The sequence below is a fragment of the Bacteroides sp. 51 genome, from assembly GCF_010500965.1.
Classification (GTDB): Bacteria; Bacteroidota; Bacteroidia; order Bacteroidales; family Bacteroidaceae; genus Bacteroides.
This window is the reverse complement of the sequence record NZ_QVMI01000033.1, coordinates 1-21446: the sequence shown is the minus strand read 5'-3', so window position 1 is coordinate 21446 and position 21446 is coordinate 1. Positions and strand designations below refer to the sequence as shown.

20 protein-coding genes are annotated in these 21446 nt (G+C 38.8%); 13 read left to right on the top strand and 7 right to left on the bottom strand.

The window, feature by feature from the left end; translation table 11 throughout:
• The first annotated feature begins 1 nt into the window (after position 1).
• From D0T87_RS19390 to D0T87_RS19365, 6 genes are read left to right on the top strand one after another with little or no spacing between them, the layout of a single operon-like run.
• On the top strand, positions 2 to 334 hold the full coding sequence (locus D0T87_RS19390; protein WP_163177168.1) for a hypothetical protein: 333 nt from the start codon (positions 2 to 4) through the stop codon (positions 332 to 334).
• Positions 321 to 1517, top strand: a complete 1197-nt coding sequence (gene traM / locus D0T87_RS19385; RefSeq protein WP_163177166.1) for a conjugative transposon protein TraM — start codon at positions 321 to 323, stop codon at positions 1515 to 1517. The genes D0T87_RS19390 and traM overlap by 14 nt, the downstream gene beginning before the upstream one ends.
• Before the next feature lie 16 nt (positions 1518 to 1533).
• Complete coding sequence (gene traN, locus D0T87_RS19380; RefSeq protein WP_163177164.1) at positions 1534 to 2379, top strand: conjugative transposon protein TraN; 846 nt, start codon at positions 1534 to 1536, stop codon at positions 2377 to 2379.
• The gene (locus D0T87_RS19375; RefSeq protein WP_163177162.1) at positions 2376 to 2882 is read left to right on the top strand and encodes a hypothetical protein; all 507 of its coding nucleotides are present in this window, start codon (positions 2376 to 2378) and stop codon (positions 2880 to 2882) included. The genes traN and D0T87_RS19375 overlap by 4 nt, the downstream gene beginning before the upstream one ends.
• Positions 2879 to 3526, top strand: coding sequence for a DUF1566 domain-containing protein (locus D0T87_RS19370; protein WP_163177160.1), 648 nt, complete (start codon positions 2879 to 2881; stop codon positions 3524 to 3526). Before D0T87_RS19375 ends, D0T87_RS19370 begins: the two co-directional genes overlap by 4 nt.
• 5 nt (positions 3527 to 3531) lie before the next feature.
• On the top strand, positions 3532 to 5721 hold the full coding sequence (locus D0T87_RS19365) for a type IV secretory system conjugative DNA transfer family protein (protein ID WP_163177158.1): 2190 nt from the start codon (positions 3532 to 3534) through the stop codon (positions 5719 to 5721).
• 32 nt (positions 5722 to 5753) lie between these two features.
• Here D0T87_RS19365 and D0T87_RS19360 read toward each other — a convergent pair whose 3' ends face one another.
• Positions 5754 to 6206, bottom strand: a complete 453-nt coding sequence (locus D0T87_RS19360; RefSeq protein ID WP_163177156.1) for a RadC family protein — start codon at positions 6204 to 6206, stop codon at positions 5754 to 5756.
• 511 nt (positions 6207 to 6717) lie between these two features.
• Between D0T87_RS19360 and D0T87_RS19355 the strand changes: the two genes are divergently transcribed.
• From D0T87_RS19355 to D0T87_RS19345, 3 genes are read left to right on the top strand one after another with little or no spacing between them, the layout of a single operon-like run.
• Positions 6718 to 7773, top strand: coding sequence for an MBL fold metallo-hydrolase (locus D0T87_RS19355; RefSeq protein ID WP_163177154.1), 1056 nt, complete (start codon positions 6718 to 6720; stop codon positions 7771 to 7773).
• An 11-nt stretch (positions 7774 to 7784) separates the two neighbouring features.
• Complete coding sequence (locus tag D0T87_RS19350) at positions 7785 to 9077, top strand: patatin-like phospholipase family protein (protein ID WP_163177152.1); 1293 nt, start codon at positions 7785 to 7787, stop codon at positions 9075 to 9077.
• Between the two features lie 7 nt (positions 9078 to 9084).
• Positions 9085 to 9945 carry a ComEC/Rec2 family competence protein gene (locus D0T87_RS19345; protein WP_163177149.1) on the top strand — a complete coding sequence of 287 codons (861 nt, stop codon included), beginning with the start codon at positions 9085 to 9087 and terminating at the stop codon, positions 9943 to 9945.
• A gap of 189 nt (positions 9946 to 10134) precedes the next feature.
• Here the strand turns inward: D0T87_RS19345 and D0T87_RS19340 are convergent, their stop codons facing one another.
• The 6 genes from D0T87_RS19340 to D0T87_RS19315 all read right to left on the bottom strand — a co-directional run bounded on the left by D0T87_RS19340 (position 10135) and on the right by D0T87_RS19315 (position 17863).
• Entirely contained in the window at positions 10135 to 10362 is a 228-nt protein-coding gene (locus D0T87_RS19340) for a hypothetical protein (protein ID WP_163177147.1), read from the bottom strand.
• Positions 10363 to 10534: 172 nt separating this feature from the next.
• Positions 10535 to 10867 (bottom strand): molybdenum ABC transporter ATP-binding protein, encoded by a 333-nt coding sequence (locus D0T87_RS19335; protein WP_163177144.1) that lies wholly within the window; start codon positions 10865 to 10867, stop codon positions 10535 to 10537.
• Positions 10868 to 10909: 42 nt separating this feature from the next.
• Positions 10910 to 12781, bottom strand: coding sequence for a ParB/RepB/Spo0J family partition protein (locus tag D0T87_RS19330; RefSeq protein ID WP_163177142.1), 1872 nt, complete (start codon positions 12779 to 12781; stop codon positions 10910 to 10912).
• Positions 12782 to 13470: 689 nt separating this feature from the next.
• Positions 13471 to 15417 (bottom strand): DUF262 domain-containing protein, encoded by a 1947-nt coding sequence (locus tag D0T87_RS19325; protein WP_163177140.1) that lies wholly within the window; start codon positions 15415 to 15417, stop codon positions 13471 to 13473.
• 7 nt (positions 15418 to 15424) lie between these two features.
• The gene (locus D0T87_RS19320) at positions 15425 to 17182 is read right to left on the bottom strand and encodes a DUF262 domain-containing protein (RefSeq protein WP_239063773.1); all 1758 of its coding nucleotides are present in this window, start codon (positions 17180 to 17182) and stop codon (positions 15425 to 15427) included.
• 75 nt (positions 17183 to 17257) lie between these two features.
• Positions 17258 to 17863 (bottom strand): M23 family metallopeptidase, encoded by a 606-nt coding sequence (locus D0T87_RS19315; RefSeq protein WP_163177136.1) that lies wholly within the window; start codon positions 17861 to 17863, stop codon positions 17258 to 17260.
• Between the two features lie 269 nt (positions 17864 to 18132).
• Between D0T87_RS19315 and D0T87_RS19310 the strand changes: the two genes are divergently transcribed.
• The 4 genes from D0T87_RS19310 to D0T87_RS19295 are packed head-to-tail and all read left to right on the top strand — an operon-like array spanning position 18133 to position 21347.
• Positions 18133 to 18897: a DUF4099 domain-containing protein gene (locus D0T87_RS19310; protein ID WP_163177134.1), complete on the top strand. Its 765-nt coding sequence runs from the start codon at positions 18133 to 18135 to the stop codon at positions 18895 to 18897.
• A gap of 3 nt (positions 18898 to 18900) precedes the next feature.
• Positions 18901 to 20472, top strand: a complete 1572-nt coding sequence (locus tag D0T87_RS19305) for a hypothetical protein (protein ID WP_163177132.1) — start codon at positions 18901 to 18903, stop codon at positions 20470 to 20472.
• 27 nt (positions 20473 to 20499) lie between these two features.
• Complete coding sequence (locus D0T87_RS19300; RefSeq protein WP_163177130.1) at positions 20500 to 20871, top strand: hypothetical protein; 372 nt, start codon at positions 20500 to 20502, stop codon at positions 20869 to 20871.
• Positions 20872 to 20873: 2 nt separating this feature from the next.
• Entirely contained in the window at positions 20874 to 21347 is a 474-nt protein-coding gene (locus D0T87_RS19295) for a PH domain-containing protein (RefSeq protein ID WP_163177128.1), read from the top strand.
• The last annotated feature ends 99 nt before the right edge of the window (positions 21348 to 21446 follow it).

Genomic DNA, 21446 nt, shown 5'->3' with positions numbered 1-21446 from the left:
TATGGGTTGGAAGAAAATGATTTTCGGAGAAAAGATGCCTGACAAGGAGGATCCGAAGTACAAGAAACGATATGAAAACGAGGTGGCATTCGGGCGGAAGACAGCCAAATTCCTGAAGATAGACAAGGCCGCCGGCTGCGTACAACGATTTGCCTGCGCATATCCCAGATTGTTTCTGGCCATCGTCTTCGGTATCGTCATTAGTTGCCTCACAAGTAATATCTATCGCATGGTAACGGTCAGCCGCATGCAGAAAACAGAGCAACATGTTACAGCCACCCAGAAACAGGAAGAATTACTCAAACAAAAGCGTAACAGCGATGATAACAGATAAGATTCATTTCAAACAGCCGAAGTATATGCTCCCTGCCATACTCTATCCGCTCTTGCTGATAGCCGGTTATCTGATATTTGACATATTCGAGACCGAACCGGTAGAGAAACCAAATGAGTTACAGACCACTGAATTCCTCAACCCCGAGTTGCCGCAAGCACAGATTCACAACGATGGCATTGGTGGTAAATATGAGAGCATGGTGAAATCCTACGGAAAGATACAGGACTATTCCGCAGTTGAAAATATTGAAAGAGATGGTAATGAAGAAAACAAAGAAGATTATGACTCCAAATACACGGAAGACGACCTTACCCTCCTCGACACAGAAGCGGCACAAAAGACGGAAGAACTGGAGAAACTACGCCGCTTGCAAGACATGCAGGAAAAACTGAGACTGAGTGCGGAAAAAGGAAAAGATATATTGGCTGACTCCTCAGCCATACAGCTGCTGAATGATGTCGACAGGCTGGCTCGAAGTAGACAACGGGAGCAGGAAGCCCTTGCCGAGCTTAACAAGGCATTAGCAGAAGCCCGCCTGAAAGGCCGGGAGAATCCGGATACACCCCAAAAAGATACAGACACAGCGTCTTCCATTGATGAAGATCCGGGGAGCAATGCAGTGGTCAAAGCTATTAAGAAACCATCCGATTATTTCAACACACTCGCTGAAAATGAGCCGGAACCACGGTTGATAAAAGCCATCATAGATGAAGAAGTAAAAGCTGTGGACGGTTCGAGAGTACGTCTGCGTCTGCTCGATGATGTAGAAATCAACAAACTGGTTGTTCCTAAAGGTTCTTATCTATATGCTATCATGAGTGGTTTCGGTAGCCAGCGGATGAAAGGAAATGTCAAAAGCCTGATGATAGCAGATGAACTGGTAACAGTGAGCTTGACACTCTACGATACGGACGGGATGGAAGGGCTATATGTACCAAGCAGTTCTTTCCGGGAAACTTCAAAGGAAGTGGGCGCCAGTGCATTAAATGGTAATGTAAGTATGAATAATGGTTCGACAGGAAATAGCTTTACCCAATGGGGAATGCAAGCTGTGCAAAACGCATACCAGCGGACAAGCAATGCACTTTCCAAAGCAGTTAAGCAGAACAAGGTAAAGCTCAAGTATGGAACTTTCGTGTATCTGGTGAATGGAAAAGATAAGAAAATGACAGATAGATAACAACTAAGAATCCGATATGAATATCAAACAAAAGATAACAGCCCTCATACTGGGGCTGGGAATTGTAAGTCCCATGTTTGCACAGCAGACTTACGAGGAAATGGAACAGCTTACAGTCAACGAGCAGGTGACAACGGTTATAACAGCCTCGGAACCAATCCGCTTTGTAGACATCTCTACAGATAAGGTCGCAGGCGACCAACCTATCAATAACACTATCCGGCTGAAACCCAAAGAAGGCGGTCATGAAGATGGTGAAATTCTGGCCATTGTCACCATCGTTACAGAGCGCTACCGCACACAGTACGCATTACTTTATACCACCCGGATGCAGGAAGCCGTAACAGACAAAGAAGTGGAGTTCTCGGAAAGACGTATTTACCACAACCCGGCAGTATCATTATCAACCGAAGATATGTACCGTTTTGCCCGGCAGATATGGACCTCTCCCGCCAGTTTCCGTAATGTAAGCACCAAGAAACACCGGATGACAATGCGACTAAATAACATCTATGCCGTAGGAGACTATTTCTTTATAGACTTCTCCATAGAGAACCGTACCCATATTCGCTTTGATATGGATGAGATACGTATCAAGTTGGCGGATAAGAAGATTTCAAAAGCAACCAATGTTCAGGTTATAGAAATTAAGCCTGAACTAAGTTTGGAACAAACTAAATCCTTTCTGCGCGGATATCGCAATGTGATGGTGATCCGGAAAATGACTTTTCCAAATGACAAGGTATTGACCATCGAGATCAGTGAGAAGCAAATCTCTGGTCGTACAATTGCAGTCAATATCGACTACGAAGATGTATTAAGCGCCGATAGTTTTAACCACGCTTTATTGATTGAGGAATGAAAAGACTATTTATACTATTGGTGGCAGTCTTGAGTATGAGTACTGTTGCGTTGGCTGATGATGGGAGCGGAAAGGTTCAGGTAGGTATTGGCCTGCTTTATGAGAATGGAATGGATATGACAGTAGGCTATGAATATGAAACTCGTTATCACAACGCATGGGAATTCTTCGGGAATGCATATCTGAAATGGGAGGACTGTCTCTCGTGTGGGCATATTTGTCCGGATTCCTTTTGGAAAAGCTATAATACCTGGGGAGTGGGTGCCGCTTATAAGCCTTGTGTAGTCAGAGGGCGCAATAATTATGGGAACCTCCGGTTAGGCGGTTCTCTGGGATCTGACCGGCATGATATACTGGGCGGCATTCATATAGGTTATGAACACAGTTACTCTTTACGGAAAGGGTGGCAACTTTTCTGGCAGGTAAAAAGTGACGTAATGATTGAGGGCAAGGACTTGTTGCGTACAGGTATAGTAATTGGTATTAAAATACCGACAAGATGAGACAGATATTATTTGCATGTTGCACAGCCGTTCTATTAGCAGCTTGCGACGGACATTTGAATTTTCCGGATACCACGATGAAAGTGGGATATATTCTCTGTACGGACGGAAATGTGATGAGTTATGAAGATTATATAAAATCTGGTAAGGAAGCAATCGGAGTAGTTTTCCATCTGAACCATAACGGAGAAACTGAAGGAGATGGTTATGCCGTTTATCTCCACGACCTTTTACCTGAAGCTTTTGCTGACAGCATCGGCACCAGTCAGGGAACATCTGCTGATGTGACGGCTTATGATGGAAACGAGAATACTTTCGCCTTATTCGATACCGGTGATGTTTCATCACCCATGGCGAAACAGGTGCTTGATATTTGGTACTACGGACAGAGTGCTTACATACCTTCTGTGGCTCAAATGCGTTTGCTCTATGCTGCAAAGAACAGTGTCAATCACTATATAGAATTATGTGGTGGAAACCCGCTGCCGGATGAGCCGGATCGTTGCTGGTATTGGACATCTACCGAGGTGAAAGGACAAGAAACGTCTAAGGCCTGGTTATATTCATTGGGCAGTGGAGCCATGCAGGAAACACCCAAGTTACAGGGACACAAAGCAAGACCGATTATCACATTGAACAGATAAATCCGATGGAAGAAAGCAAAGAGCTACAGGGTGCGTATAAGATATTCAGGGCAGTGATTTATATCTCTGTACTGATGGAGTTTTTTGAATATGCCTTCCATCCGGAGGTATTCGATCACTGGAATGGAATCGTATGCGATGTACACGACCGCATCAAGACTTGGTTTATCTATCATGACGGGAATCTCGTTTACAGCAAAGTAGCTACATTCATGCTTATCTGCATTACATGTGTCGGCACCCGTAACAAAAAACATCTGGAGTTTGATGCACGTAGGCAGGTGCTTTATCCCCTGGTTGGCGGGGTGTTTTTTCTGGTGGCATCTGTGTGGCTGTTTGGGCACTCTATAGATATGCGCCTGTACACTTTACCACTGAATATTATTCTTTATATGGTTGCAACGGTGATTGGAACCATACTGGTGCATGTAGCGTTGGACAATATCTCAAAGTTTCTCAAGGAGGGTTTGTTAAAAGACCGGTTTAACTTCGAGAATGAAAGCTTCGAGCAGTGTAGCCAGTTGCAAGAAAATGAGTATTCGGTCAATATTCCCATGCGTTACTATCATAAAGGGAAGTTTCGCAAAGGTTGGGTAAATATCGTCAATCCGTTTCGTGGAACATGGGTAGTGGGTACTCCCGGTTCGGGTAAAACGTTCTCGATTATAGAGCCGTTTATCCGTCAGCATGCAGCCAAAGGATTTGCGATGGTGGTGTATGATTACAAGTTTCCGACCTTAGCTACCAAACTTTATTATCATTACAAAAAGAATCAGCAGCTCGGTAAACTGCCTGAAGGATGTAAATTCAATATCATCAACTTTGTAGATGTGGAATATAGCCGGAGAATCAATCCGATACAAAAGAAGTATATTTCCAACCTGGCAGCGGCCAGCGAGACGGCCGAGACACTTTTAGAGTCTTTGCAGAAAGGAAAGAAAGAAGGTGGTGGCGGTAGCGACCAGTTCTTCCAGACTTCCGCAGTGAACTTTCTGGCTGCCTGTATCTACTTTTTCGTAAACTATGAACGGGAACCGTATGATAAAGACGGAAATATGTTGTATGCAGAGAAAGTGCAAGATAAAGAAACCGGTTTTTGGAAGCCCACAGGAGTAGTTCTTGCCCGAAAAGGTGGAGAAAGAGTGGAACCGGCTTATTGGTTAGGAAAATACTCCGATATGCCTCATATTCTTTCGTTCCTTAATGAGAGTTATCAGACAATCTTTGAAATACTGGAGACTGATAATGAGGTTGCTCCTTTGCTCGGACCATTCCAGACTGCGTTGAAAAATAAAGCCATGGAGCAATTGGAGGGTATGATCGGTACGCTTCGCGTCTATACCTCCCGGTTGGCAACCAAAGAATCGTATTGGATATTCCACAAAGATGGTGATGATTTCGACTTGAAAGTATCAGACCCCAAGAATCCATCTTACTTATTGATTGCCAATGATCCTGAAATGGAGAGTATCATCGGGGCACTGAATGCGCTGATTCTGAACCGACTGGTAACACGGGTAAATACCGGACAAGGCAAGAATATACCTGTAAGCATTATTGTGGATGAGTTGCCGACACTTTACTTTCACAAGATAGACCGATTGATTGGGACTGCACGAAGCAACAAGGTTTCGGTAGCACTCGGTTTCCAGGAACTGCCACAGCTAGAGTCTGATTATGGAAAGGTAGGTATGCAAAAGATTATAACCACAGTTGGTAATGTAGTAGCCGGCTCAGCGCGTTCTAAGGAAACTTTGGAATGGTTGAGTAATGATATCTTTGGCAAAGTAGTGCAACTCAAGAAAGGTGTTACCATTGACCGGGATAAGACAAGCATCAATCTCAATGAAAATATGGATAACCTTGTGCCCGCATCCAAAATCAGTGATATGCCAACAGGATGGATATGCGGACAGGCGGCACGGGATTTTGTGAAGACAAAGATTGGCGCGAATGGGAATATGAATATTCAAGAGTCGGAAGAGTTCAAAACATCCAAGTTTTATTGCAAGACGGACTTTGATATGGATGAGATAAAGAAGGAGGAACAAAGCTATGTGGATCTACCGAAGTTTTATACGTTTAAGTCGAAAGATACCCGGGAACGTATTCTTTATTCTAACTTTATACAGGTGAATCAGGATGTTAAGGAGATGATTGATGATATATTCATGAAGAAAAAGAATGGTAAATGAGCTGTGCATGTGGATGATGAGCAAAAAAAGGGCTACAAAAGCCCTTCATCTGTAAAACTTGTATAAGTTTCGTCCGTAATTATCAGGTGGTCTAATAGTTGAACTCCGACTGTTTGACAGCCTGCTTTTAGCCGCTCGGTCAGCGCAATATCCTGCCGACTAGGCAGTGTTGCGCCACTCGGATGGTTATGGCAAATCATAACAGCTGCGCTGTTTGCTTTCAGGGCGGTTTGCAGGATTATACGAGTATCGACAGTAACCTCGCTTAATCCGCCCTTGCCAACGCATAATATACCTAACACACGGTTGGCACGGTTCAGGAACATCGCATATATTTCTTCGTGATGTTGCATGCAATCCTTAAAAACTTCAGCAAATATTTTGGAAGCATCCAAAGAACTTTTAACTACGAAACGCTCTGATGCTTTCACCTGGTCTTTGTAAGACACGGTAATCTCCGGAATGAAAAAATAATCTACTTTCATGACGCAAAATATTAAATGATTAAACACTATTTTTTTGCTTTCACGCCCACAGGAAATGCGCTCACTTCGTGCAAGGTTTTGGGTAAGAATACTACCTCAAAAGTGTGGAGATTGTTGCCGGAAATACTCCTACGGAGTGCCTGACCTTGCAACTTGTGAGTGATTTCCTGTAACTTTGCTTGAAAATTAGTGGGGAGTCATTCTTCTCTTCGGCTTTTTGCTTCTTTTTCTCCCGCATAAAGCTTTTCTCTCCATTTGATTTTATATTGTTCATCAATGACACTAGTGTTATCCAATGGTTCAAACAGAAATATAGAGAGCTTCAAGAGTAGTTAAACGAAAACCTAATATAGATAAAAGTAAAGGCTTTAAGATATTACTACCACTATCTACACAATGAGAGTAACCGTTTACATGTTATTTACTGCCATTTTGTCGGGCAAGTGACACTTTTTCACTTTTTAAACATGTGGCACTTATTTTGTGAATAGTTCTTAAAATGCTTTTATTTATGAAAATAACAAAATATGAAATTGACCTATTAAATGTAAAGGCAGCTGATGCTTGCTTGATTCACTTTTATGACGAGAATGAGAATGACTATGTTGTTCTTGTTGATGCCGGAAACTATAGTGATGGTAAAACTATTATAGATTTTATCAAAGCACGGTATAAGAAAAATAGAATAGATTTAGCAATATGTAGCCACTGTGATAAAGATCACTTTGGTGGGTTCATTTATCTTCTTGAACAAATAAGAGATAACACAAAAGACAAGATTGAGATTGCGGAATTCTGGGTTCATGATCCAGCTGATCATATTTTATTGGGACAGGTCAAGCGTATTACTAAGACTGAGACCTTAAAAGTTAGAGCTCGTTCGGTATTTGATCTTGGGGCTAAAAATATGCTTGATATTTTGGATGGCCTAACTCACAAGATAAATTGGGTTGAGCCTTTTTCTGATGCTGGTGACCATAGTAAACAACCATATAGTGCATTTGCTTTCGATTCTCACATAGAAGTGATAGGTCCCTCTGTATCGTATTACGAAAGCCTTGTTCCAAATTTTCGAAATGAACTAGATTGTAAAGATTACACCACATCAGAGGAAGAAGATTCTACTGTAACGTTAAAGGAAGGTAAAGTATATAGCAAAACATTAGATGATGCAGGTGACGATCCATCTAGCCACAATCAAAGCAGCGTGATTTTTGTATTTAAACCCGATGATGCAAAGATATTCCTATTCATGGGGGATGCAGGTCGAGCTGCAATAGATAATCTAAAATATACGCAAGATAAAAACACAATTAAGAATGTATATTGGTTAAAAGTCCCTCATCACGGGAGCAAATATAATTTAGATAATGACATGATAAGTTATATCAAACCAAGCATATCTTATATTTCCACAGAAAAAATAGGGTGCTATTTAAGCCAGGCAGTTGTTAATGCATTGAAACAATGCGGAGAAGGAGTGTATTCAACGCATAAGCATGGTAATATATGGTATCACATAGGCACAAACGCAAGAACTGATTATTCTTCAGCAACGTCTTTATAAAGCTATAAAATATGGCAAAAAATACAGAAAAAATAGGATTAGCATTATCCGGTGGAGGATACAGAGCAGCGGCCTATCATATTGGGACGTTAAGAGCATTAAACAGATTAGGAATACTGGATAATATAGATGTTATTTCATCAGTTTCAGGAGGTTCTATCACTTCTGCATACTATGCTTTGAATAAGGATAATTATGATGATTTTGAGCAATCATTTATGCGGAAGTTACAAAAAGGAGTGTTGACAAGTTCAATAATCAACCTAATTGTAGTTGTTCTATTGATAATCCTATCAATATATTTTTTAGGATGGTGGGCATTATTCCCTTGTTTGTTGCTCTTATTTTTCTTTGGTTACCAGCTACTTCATCTTAGTTTCTGGATTAAGAAATCATATAACAGATTGTTTTTTAAAAAATCAAAACTATCTAACTTCCCTACTAAACCCTTGATTGCCATTAATTCAACAGATGTAGCAACAGGAACCTTGTTTACATTTTCACAAATGAAAATGGCAGGGTATAAATATGAGGGGGAGAATAAGGAAATTATTTTTAACCATGAGGAATTTCCTGTGGCAGATGCTGTAATGGCATCATCTTGTGTGCCATTTGCTTTCTCTCCAGTCAAAATTAATAAAAAGTATTATAATGTCCCTTTCAAAAAAGGGGAAAAGAAACCTCTGCTGATTGATGGCGGATTATATGATAACCAAGGTGCACATAAATTGAGTGAAGAGTATAGTAGTTATCACACACAGTATATAATAGTAAGTGATGCCGGCGTTGGAGATATGAGTGCAAAATGGGCATTTAATATACCTTTAATGCTTGTCAAAACAGCTAATATAATGATGAGACGTATTAAAACGTTCCAAATGCGAAATAATATCTATTCTAAACATGGCAATTACATGAGATACGCTTATTTATCATTAGAGTGGGATGTCAGTGATCGACCAATTCGAGGATTTATTGACAATATAGCAAAAGACAATATCGCTCCAGAATTATATAAATGCCACAATATCAATGAAGAGGATGTTACTTATTTAAAAAGTAAGGATCGTACCATAAGCTCTGCTGCTTCAATAAATTTAATGGAGCATTTAAAACAAAACATAAAATGGCAAGAATTAGTGGCGATTATGCCAACTAAGGAAGAGCATAATGTAGCCAAGGCTGTTAGTACAAATCTAACTTCCTTAAAACAAAAGCAAATTGAGGCGCTTATTAAACATTCTAACTGGTTAACAGAAATCCAAATAAGGTTATATCTACCATATTTAATAGTAAATACCTAATATAGAAATGACAAAAAACACGAGATTCAGAGCTTACCAACTGAGCACACCAGGTTCTTCGTTTTCATATAGTGTAGATAATCATTTTACACTTATTGAGGCACGCATAAATGAGGTAAATGGGCCGAAGATTTTAGCAGAAATGAAAATAACTGGCTGTGACACGATAGATTGTTTGCACATTACTAGCTGGGATCAAGATCATTGCAACTATGAGGAGCTGAAATTGATCTTACAGTATCTAAAACCCAAAAGAATAGTTCATCCAGGCTATGCACCAGATACACATTGTGGAAAAAACTCTTTGAAGGCAATAAAAGAGTATTGTTCTGCTAATTATATCAGCAGATGTGAGGTATCACACAATTTTGTCACTAGTTTGGAACCTGGTACAAGATTAAAATATAATAATATTATATATAACCCTACATCAGAAGCAGATAATCATAATGATAATTCTATTGTGCAGTTATTCAGAGCAGGTCGATTTACAGTATTAAGTCTTGGTGATTGTGAAGATGCTGCAATCGCAAGCAGAATAATGAGTTGCGGCATGGCCAATAGTGAAACTGACGTTATGATATTGGCACATCACGGAGCTGATAATGGATTTACATCCAGAGAATTTATACAGAAAATCAAACCAAAGATTGCTATTTGTTCCTCCGATTTTAGTAACCAATATGAGCATCCTAAACAAGAAATTAGAAATCTGCTTTATCAAGAAGGCGTAACCTTATTTACTACAAAAACTGGAGATGTAATTATTACATGCGGAGAAGATAATAATGTAAAAGCATATAATCTAAAAAACAATAGTGAAGACGTTAGTTCGACAAAAAGATTTACACCTAAATGTACTGTGTAACCCACTTGTTTATACTAGTTCTCCATTAAACAGTGAATCATAGCTTAAAAAATAGTGGGGAGTCATTCTTCTTTCCGGCTTTTTGCTTCTTTTTCTCCCGCATAAAGCTTCGCTTACTGCTCATGGAAAAAGAAGTCCGGGCAAGGTTTCCGCCCGGATTCATGCGCCTAAATCGTCTTTAAAGCATATTTACAGTCCGTTTTCAACCATATAACGCAACCGGTCAGCCACCCACTCGGCAGAGGGATAGCGTGGATATTTGAATGTTCTACGACTCAAATTCTCGATTATTACTACTTCCTGCCGAAGTTCTATGCTGTGGCAGTCGGGTTCTATTTCATGCAAAAGTTCCTCCAGAGCATAATAATCCTGCTGATTGGCTATAATGGGATTGTCTGTGTATATGTCTATTCTCATACTTCCCCGTATTTGTCCGTTTCACATTCGATTATTTCGACTTCTGCCCTGTGGCTATATAAGCCATTTTCTTTGGCATAATCTATCGCTTTCGCCTCGGAAGTGAAAACACCGAAAAATACACGGCTTGCTCTTGTACGGTATATATCTGTCTGAAATAATACGAAAACTATCATGCTGTAACCTCCATTATTTTGTCTATACGCCCGTATAACATGGCTCGTAAACTAGTTTTGTCTATCGCTCTATATTCCTGGTAACTACCGTACTGTTTCACTACATAGGTTTTTAATACGTCCGAAAAGTCAAAACACCAACCACCGAGTGGAATGGCACTTTTGAAATAGGTGTTGTTATTTACTTTTTCAGTTATCCAGTTCTTTTCGTCCCGGTCGATTTTCTTTCCTGTGTTCAACCTCTGCCGAAGTTCATACACTTTTGACCCTGTAAAATTTTCAAGTGGTTGGACATCCCACTTTACGAATTTTATTGCTATTGCGTTCATTAATGTTGCTTATTTATTAGGGTAGGATTGCTCCTACCCCTGTTAATACTGTAATTCACACCCTACCGCCTCGGCTTTGGATCGTTCAGCTACTTTTACTGTCTGCTTGGCAGTTTTGCCTTTCTTTATCGCTTTCCCGTCCGCTTCTTCGTGCTTCGCTGCCTTAGCGGTCTGCTCTGTCTTTTCCCCTTTAGTCTTGGCTTTAGCTTTCTTTTCAGCTTTTTTCAGTTCTGCGATACGTTCATCTAATCGAGCGTTTTTCTTACCATATTCTTCCTTATGGGTATTTACAATCGTCTCAGCCTTTTCAGGAAGATGTTGTTTTGAGAATGCCAATAATATACTGCCTTTCTCATCAGCTACCGTATTGGTGCAGTCGGTTAGATGGTCATACAGATAATCACGCCGGATGATGGCTTTCTGTTCTTCGGTCAGCGAAGAAGCTATTTTGAGTTTCTTCTCATCTGTCAAACCGTAATAGTCGTTTTCTTTCAGTCTTATTATTGGGTAGTGACAACGGCGTAACTTGGACAACATAAAGAAATACATTGCTATTTCTTCGTCTTGGGTAAATGCCGACTGCGGTATCTGCTCCGTACGTAAGAGTTCTTTCAAACCTTCTGCGGTCTTTTCATTCGCAATTTCGTTGTTACGTTTCTTCTTGGCGGTCAGTTCGTCAATTAGTTGTTCGTTGCTTTTAGTATCTTTGGTGGCTACCTCTTTATAGTACAGATTTACCTTCTTGTCCCCAATCTTGGCATATACACGGATTTTACCCTGCTCTTTGAGTTCTTCAAGGTGTGCTGTCTGCTTGTCATACTGCTCCTGTGCCTTGTTGTGTTTTGCTAGTGCTTTATCATAATCTTCCGTCTTTTTATAGTCGGTCGTTTGTGGGGCTTTAGGTGCGGTTGGGTATGAATGAAGATTATATGTTTGTACATTCTTGAACTCGTATCCACCTTTTTTGACTATTTGTGTTGCCTCGTTCTCATAACCATACTGTTCCCCGATAAAGGTAAGTTTCGGATCTGTAAGAGCTATGGCTTGAGCCTGTTCTACGAGGTATGCCTTCTGCTTATCCGATAAACATTTTTTATTGGTACATTTACCACATCCGCTACCCTCAGCGAACAAGTCGAAATTATTGCTATTGTGAGCGCATTTCAGGCACTTGGTTTTATCAAATTGGTAATTATCAAGGTTACTTGTGTAGCAATTCTGTATCCTATTTTCTAACATTCCGGCGGAGATATAGCACCATTCACCTGTGCCGTCCTTACCTAAACGGTCGTTCAGAATTTCCTCTTGTATCTTTTTCTCATACTTGCTTATCACTATTCCCGCCGATGCAGTCAGTTTTCCCTCTTTGACGAGTTTGGCAATACTTGGGATAAGATCGCAAAGTTTTAGCATTTGATAGATATTCTTTTCACTCTTGCCAAATTGCAGGGCTAGGCTCGGTATATCATATCGCTTTGTACTGATAAGTTGTTTATATGCTTCTGCCGCTTCCATTGGGGGCACATCTTCTCTTTGCAGATTCTCGGAGATTGAAAGGTCATACGCTTGTTCATCCGTTATCTCCCGAATGATACAAGGGATTTCTGTAAGTTTCAACATCCGGCAGGCACGGAAACGACGCTCTCCACAAATGATTTCGTAACGGTCACCTCTTGTACGTACCGTTATGGGTTGAATAAGACCATGAACATTGATGTTCTGCGCCAACTCACTTAGTGAATCCGCATCAAAGGTTTTACGTGCGTTATAATTGCTTGGTTCTATCAAGTCCGATGCAATGTTTACGGATTTAGTTTTAGTACCTACGGGGTTTTGTACCACTACTGCGGTAACTACTTCGTTCACTTTCTCTACTGCTGCTACGGCTGTGCCATTGTTCTTAACTACTGTCATAATTGTAAATATTAAAATGTTGATATTAAAAAATACATAATGATGATTGGAAGGGTGGAAGTTTGACGTTTCATATTTTTTTCTGCCTGTTTCATAATTTCCGACCTTTTTTTAACTTCAATGCTGCTCGGAGCCGGTATGGAGTGTTCGAGTTTCGGGGGCATAGAAAGGTTCGGGTGTAGAACCGGCAAGGTTTGAGCGAACAAATACGCTACGTGCCGATGAGGTATGTCGGAAGATTTTTCGTTGAACCCGTAGGGCTTGACCTTGTGGGGACGTTAAACACACGAGAATACTTTCGCGCCTGAAATCGAAATACTCAGGTAGGCTTTAGCGCATACCGCTAAAAGGGGGAAGAAATTATAAAGAGAAACAGGCTGAAAAAAGGAACCACAGCTATAATTTGAAGGACGAGCGGTGGAAATTCAACTTAGAATCGGATTTGATTCCACTTTTAACTAAACAGCAGGAAGATGGAATTTCTGAATTATATTGAGTTACAAAAACAGGTACATCATCGCATACTTTTCTATAGAATATTATTCTCAGAAAAAATATTTTACAGGCTTATGAGGTAGGAAAGTCTATTTCAAATTAAAAACCAAGAACAAACGAAAATAATAGTAACATGTGTGTGTTATTTACAAACAGCAATGACAACCCATTTTATTGGAGAAGAATGGATATTTTTAATTGAGATATTTTATAAATAGTTCTTTAGCCTCTTGCTCTTTTTTGCTAATTTCATTTTCATCCCATTTATTTCCACGTTTTATACAATTCATCATGTCTTGAAGTTTCAAACTATATGATTTCATTTCTAAGACGCTTCCAAAATTTTCATTCTTAGCACCAGGAAGATTATTCGTAAATTTTGAATTCATACCTCTACTAATCAAACAAAGATTACCAAAACTGTGCAATGATCTATATTCCATAGGTTCTTGGTTTGTTGGATGTTGTGGGTAGAAATGTTCCACACTGGTTCTGTAGGAATAGTCGAAATCTGTTTTATTTGATTCAAGCCATAACAGATAGTCATAGAAATTAAACACGAAATTTTCAACATTTTCGCCAACCTGAATACTGTCGTCTATATTAATACCGTTCCAATTCGCCAATTCTATATTATTAATAGGGTTGGTTTTATTTGAGTAGATAATCATTTCAAATGGTATTTGTTCTATGGCCAGATATCTGTCTAACATGTAAGCCTTAGCCAGCTTAAATAGGTATTCGGAATAGTCACTACTTGAAGCATTCCTGTGATGGTAGATATAATTCAATGCTGCATTCATCCAATGCTTGTTGGTGGGCGTTGGAGCCGAAACATGAAACATAGATAGAAGCATAATAATCATACGATTATCTGGAGCTTCTATTTCTTCAGGATCCGTATCTTTCGAAAATGTATCTTTATAATAATACTTGTCTTTTTGTGATTTCTGTGGAAGAAGCTGTTTTAGTGACCATTTTTCTTGATTTCGTTTTATGATATACTTATCAAAAAGCACTCTTAAATCTAAAAGGGTAACGATAAAATTCTTTGCAAAGGCTTTTTGGTCATCGGATTGTTCAATAACACGTTTAAAAATCTTTAGAAGTTTTTTATCATCCAGTACAATTTCAGAATTGTTGGGAAACATAATCTTTAAAATATGCAACAGAAAGTTCGGGAAAGAAATAATAGAATGGTACGATTCAGGAACCTCCTTTTCTATCGTGTCCTCCCATGGCTTCTTATAGAGAATTCCTATTTCGTCTTCGTTGAATAGACAAGACAGAGACTTCTCATTCTCATCCGAATTATCTACTTTTATATTTTTGGTGAGATTGGAACTGATTTCATCGAAACTTGAGACCAGCTTTCCTGTTCCATTATTATCAAAAATAGTTATTCTTATATCCTTATAAAAATTCATCTGAACATATCTATCCATATTTGAACAAGCTTCCCAAATAAGGTTGAATGTAGCCATGTCTATATTATCATCCTTAATAGGATCCATTAACTTCGCTTTTATTATTTCATGTTGTTCGAGTTGCTCTCCACGAGAGTTCATAATTTCAAAGTAATGGTTTAGATTAGTTTCTTTTGGTACTTCGATACGTAATATAATAACCTGATTCAATAAATATGCTACAAAAACATCCAAATCCAATTCTTTGTCTCTACAGATTCTTTCGATAATACTCCATGATTTATTATACACTCCTATAATATCGACATTAATTTCGTCATCATCTAAACGACTTGATGGATCTTTATAAATAGCGTTTAGTGTGTAATTAGAATTTTCTCTGTGGTCAAAAGAAACATTTATTTTTTTGTACCATGATAAGAGGACAGGTTTGTGGGCTTGTATAGAGCAAGCAATAATTGAGAGAGTTGTTGTTCTTTGCTGTCCATCAATAGTTTCGTAATATCCTTCTCCATTATTAAAGCGCGGGAAAACAATAAGGTTACCAATGTAATAATTACTGTTAGGGTCATCCTTTGCATAATCAGCAATATCTTGAATCAATTGAGTAGTTTCTTCGACACCCCAAGTATAATTACGTTGGTATATAGGTATGCGGTATTCACTCTTTTCTAAAAGGTCTTTCACCGTTAGTTGTTCAATATCTTTAGCCATGATAATCTTAGTAATATAGTTCTTGAATTATATTGTCCGCATTTCTTGCATTTTGTTCTTTGGGTAAAAACTGAATTGAGAGATTTATAATATCATATGGACTTTGTGAATCCCGAATAGCCTTAAACATTCTTCCCATAGTCGCCTTATTATCTATTGTAGAAAGTTGAATACTGAAATGTGCCAATCTTAGTGCATATACATACTTGAATATTTTACGTGTAATTTTATTAATCTCTTCATATCCATATCGGTCTATATAATACATAAGAAGGCTATTAAATAGTTGTCTAACATACATATCACCTTTCCTGTTTCTGTTGGGGTATTTATTGAGTTTATCTATAATTTTGTATGCAGAAGCTGAATTGCTTTCACTGTCATACACTTTATAGTGTTCGCAGTTAGTGACATGGTTGTATAATTTGTTATAATGACGAATCATATCAAAAAAACGACTACCATTGATACAAGTTTGGTCTAACTGGAACGGAAATTCCATATTAGAACCATCAATATTTCTAGTTATATCATTGGAGTACCTATGTGAGAAATAGTGACAAATAAGTTGTTGCATATAGAAAGGATATCGTTTATCACCAAGTGATATTCCTTTAAAGACATCAATGTCGCTTTTTGTAAATTCTCTCCCGGAATTATTCTTTGACCACTTTTTTATTCTATATAGAGTGAGGAATAAGTTTACCAGATGATTTGAATTTTGTCCTTGCCAATAAGTTATATTACTACTGTCGTTTTCTGAAAACGTATTTATCTCTCTAAGATGAAACGCTTTCAAAAGATCGTGTGGTTCTAAATCTTTTCCTCTAGCATTTTGTGAATCGAAGAACTGGAAGGCTTCTGAAACTTTAGGTAGTTGCACCATCACAAACTGGCAGTTTTGCAAAAGGAAATCAAGGAATTTTGAATCCAAGTCCTCAATTCTTTCCTTTATAGCAGTAAGATTCTCTCTTACATGAGCTATTGAATGCTCGTTCTTAAATTTTGTTCGTTTCCAAAACGTATTTACTTTATCTTGTACCTCTTGATATGGACTCTTCTGTGAAATATCCTGTTTAGAAAAAAGCACGTGCAAGATAAGTGATAGTGTGACAATTCTTTGTTGACCATCAACGATGTTATTATCGTTCAGAACCAATGTTCCAAGACGATACTCTTTATTTTTTCGAAAGGCAAGGAGGTCATTAATTAATTGATTTACGTTTTTAACAGTCCATTTATATGGTCTTTGATATTCTGGGATCACAAAATTATTAAATGGTAAGTTCTTTATTTGAACAATAGATGTAGTTAGTTCATTTACTTTCATTAGGTCTGCCAAAGGAAGTGTTTCTGTTACATTACCTCGATCTTCATTTGTATTATCATCTATATCCTTCAATATTGGGTCGAAAATATTTGAGAGATATTCAAATCCTTCAATAATATCTTCAGGTGATTCTACATGCTTCGCGTATCTGCATCTTCCCTGGTTCCGTTCAGACCATCTATGCCAACTTAAATTGTTATGTTTGCGTGATTCGTCTACTAAAGTCCTCCAAACGTCATTATAATCATAAGAACTATACTTTCCTTCCAAATGCAACTCCACAAACCCTTGATAGTATTCATAATGAACATCGGAATCATTATTTAGTATCGTATTCAACTGGATAAATCGATTATTATGCCGATGATTGATTTCGAAATTATATTTCCTTTTCTGAAATATTTCGTTGAGTTTCGGAACTAATATGTTCTTCAAAGAATCTGAAATTTTAAGGTATGTCATAATTTAAAAAAACAATTTTACCTGCAAAAATAGTGATAATTGAGTGAATTATTCTTCTTCGCGCACCTCCTTTATATATTGAAGTAAAATATTCGGGTTAACATACTTCCCATCGCACTTAACTCCCAGATGAAGGTGTTCTCCGGTCGATTTCCCAGAATTCCCAGTAATAGCTACAACTTCCCCGGCTTTCACTTTTGAACCCGTCTTTACCAAAACACTAGAAAGATGGCAATAGCTTACCGTATAATTGCCATGCCGTAGGATGGCAAATATACCTGATTGCTTGTCCTGTCCCACCTTAACCACATCCCCCTGCATCATAGCATAAACCTCATCATTCCTGGCATGAAAGTCAATGCCATTATGCTGTTTGCGTTTACCTGTAAAAGGATCTCTGCGCATTCCATAAGGAGAATTAACCACCATACGATCCAAAGGATAAGAAACACTCAAGTATTGCTGTATCCATTTACTTGAATTCTCCGACAGTGGTTCTCTGTTTATTGCAGTGGAGTCCGGTTGTTCAATTTTACTTATATCTTTCTTCTCTCTTATCTTATATATTGATGAAGAAGGGGTAACCGTATTAAATTGGGCGTGAGACAACACGCATATACTCAATAGGATAATTAGTACTATAACATTTTTCATACAGCAAAACTACAAGAATTACCATATACCTTATTTTTCAACATTATACATTAATAATTTTAAGGTTATCATACCTGGTTATCATACTTCGAACAGATTATGGCATAATTTCTGAGAATAAGAATTAACCCTTATACAGGTATGATCGTAGGTATGAAAGAACATTTATTCTTTAATTATTCTCAATTCAGAAGCTATTCATATCCGCATTAAGACAGATCGAAAAAATGTATTCTACATTTGCCTGTATCAGTAAACGTAAAATGAATATGAATAGAACCCTATTTAACGAAGACGAGATACCGTATGATAATCTCGCAAACTTTGGCTTATCCAAAGAAATGATTGAAGATTTACCACTCGGTGTATTACAAAGGATTAGCAATGGGCACCGCTCTCCAGTGTTACCTATTCGGGTAAAAGACGACAATGGGACTGTTTACAATGGTCGCGCCCGCTTTCAATTAATCCCATATGAGAACGGTAACGTAAATATAGTATACTTCCCGAAACTATTGGTGAATGAACAGATTCCATTCAGCAAAGAACAACGTATTCGATTAGACGAGGGGAAATTAATCATTGCACCCATAATAACGCCAGATGAACAATCCATTATGGCTTTTCATCAGATTGATATGGAAACGCTACAAGTCTTATCTGTTCCTACATCAGTTATTGAAAATAATCTTCAAATTCTGACCGATGATTTCAAACTAAGCGACGCTGAACTTAATTGTCTAAAGAATGGCAATTTACTCACCATTTCTATTGAAGAAGATGTCATCACAATGGGGATCGACCTGAATAATGATAAAGGTATTCACCTGTGTGTAGGCAATGAACAAATATGGAAAGAGCAAAGCAGAAAGGATTGGAACAAACATAACTATGGCTGTTTCGGATGCTGGGCTATGGATGATGAAGGTAATTTGGATTATATATCTGAAGAAGATTATACCGAAGAAATGTGGGATGAGATGAAAAAGAATGGAGCTATGCGAAAAGCTCAGGCACCTGCTCATAGACTTTAAATTATGTCAACCAGAAAGAATACAAATCCAATACCTCTGAATTTACCACCGGAATTACAGGAATTACTTATCAAGAACGGAATGCGTGCGCAAATCACAGGAAGCAGCAATGGCTTTAAATTGATTGTGCAAGGTCATGACTCACCCTTGTTGACCTATCCCATCAGTGAGAAACAGCTTACCGCACTCACTGATTGGGGAACGAACTATGTCAATAAGCGAAGTTATAACACCTTTGCTAGTATCGTTGCAGCAGATTTTGATATGCCAAAGGATTTTGTCCATGCCCGCAATGCCAACGGGCGTGTAGCCATGGGGCTGCATGGTTATCGGATTGGTACCGGAGAGTATGGTCGTACCGGAATGCCACGACCTTTTCATGTTTTTGGAAATCGGTTTCTGGGATGGACAGCCCGCGGGCAAGAGGGATTTCACCTTAGACGGATTGGCGGTAATCTTTATCATCCCGGAGCGCCCATGGTACCGGAACGCCCCGATGGTAGGATGAAACCCGGAGAACTGCAATCAGGTGGATATGGCTTTTACTATAAAGGTCAAACCACCGCTCCTGTGGCGCAACGAGATGTATTACAGGATTTACAAAGTGTGATAACACCCATTCATACCCAACCCAGAAATAACGAACCGGCCAAACCATACAAAGAGCTTATTACATCTCCGGTGTATTTCAGCAATGAAAAATGGCAGGAATGTTTGAGTAGTCATGGTATAGTCATTGATTCACAAACCAAGACATTGACCATTCAGTCATCAGCAGTCCAAGCTGATTTTCAGTATGATCTGACAGAAGAAGAAGTTAAAGCTCTTACGAATAACTCCATCAAAGAAGTCTCTATAGAGAAGCGATTAAACATTTTGGAGGATATTATCAAGGAGGATTTCAGCGAAGCCATTACCATGGATATGCTGGATAGTAAGCAACCCATTGGAATTGCTTTACTACCATCTGTCAGTGAAGATTTGAGCCACAGGCAAGAATATGAGAACAGACAAGTCGGTAATAAGAACATTGAAGAGATACATCCGGAGCAACTGCATTCTAAAGAGGCAGTCGTTATGAATGGCAATGACCTGAAGTATCTCAACGAAAATAAAGGCTGGTATCGGGAAGGGCGCCACGGGCGTGAAGTAACAGTAGATGACATCCGTGTGGAGCCTGCGACAGAGGGAAAATACAGAATGACAGCTATCATTGACGGCAAAACTGTAAGCCATGAAATTTCCCAAAAGCAGTATGACAAGTTTATAGCTATTGATGATTATCACCGTATGAAACTTTTTTCTAAGATATTCGGTGAAGTGGATATGAAATCCCGTGATCAGGTGAGTGTCGGAACAAAAATCGGTGCAGCTCTTTTAGCCGGAGTAACCGTTTTGGGTGAGTTAGGGAGAGGACCGCATCATCCGGGACCTTCAGTATTCATGGAGCACCATGGACCGGGGCATAGAGTCTATTTCAAACCTGGGGTTGACACTCCTGCGGATGTGGCCGCCAGAACTTTTGAAGCAGCAGCCAACGCAGAACAGCGACAATCGGATTTGTCACGTAGGTAAAATGGAGTTCACATAACAAAGAATAATATGAGAGAATTAACTTACGAAGATAGCCAGTCCAAGCAGAACCCCATGAAAGAATATATGGAAAGCTTGCGAAATCAAGACGATATATTCTCGGGAGATGAATATCTGCTTCCATCTGATTTATTAAAAATCTATGGAAAGTACGAGATTGCCTGCGAAGAATATCATTCAGCCAGATGTAGTGGATTGGTCTGCAAAGAGGATTTAGAAGACATTGGTAATGAGTTAAAAACAGCATATAAAGAGTATAGAACAGCGATGAAGGATGCTGTATCGCAATATCAATCGGTCACAGTAAACACAACGGCGGAGAGTGATATTCACAAAGAGAACGATCAGGAAGAAGAAAGGAGTTATCGTTTTCATAGATAAATATGAGAGAAGGAACAATATTAAGATTCAGAACGATATTTCTGCAACCTCATTGGTTGCAATTCATCATTAATGAGCTACCGAGTATTCTGTTTACAGGCAGTTGTCTGATTATAGGCGGCATTGATGAGATTCCGTTTGCCCATTTGTTTCTGATAGTAGCAGTGGTATTGTCCTTACGCCTATTGTATGCCTTTGTCTATCTTCGACGGGTGGAGTATCGCATTAACGGTGAGCAGCTCATTATGGAACATGGTGTATTCACAAGAAGGAGCGATTATCTGGAACTCTACCGTATTGTTGACTTCAACGAGCATCGAACCATACTACAACAAATCTGCGGATTGAAGACTATCACTATTTATTCGGGCGATAGAAGCAATCCAAAACTGGCAATTTTAGGCGTGAAAAACGATCTCGATTTAGTCTCGCTTATACGTGAACGGGGCGAATATATTATGGAGAGTTGCACATAATATATTTTATGAAGTGCTATTCTTTATGTAAAGAATGACTCTATAGCTACATTTATAATATTGATATTTAAGCAATTATGGTTTTACTTGTCATAAATA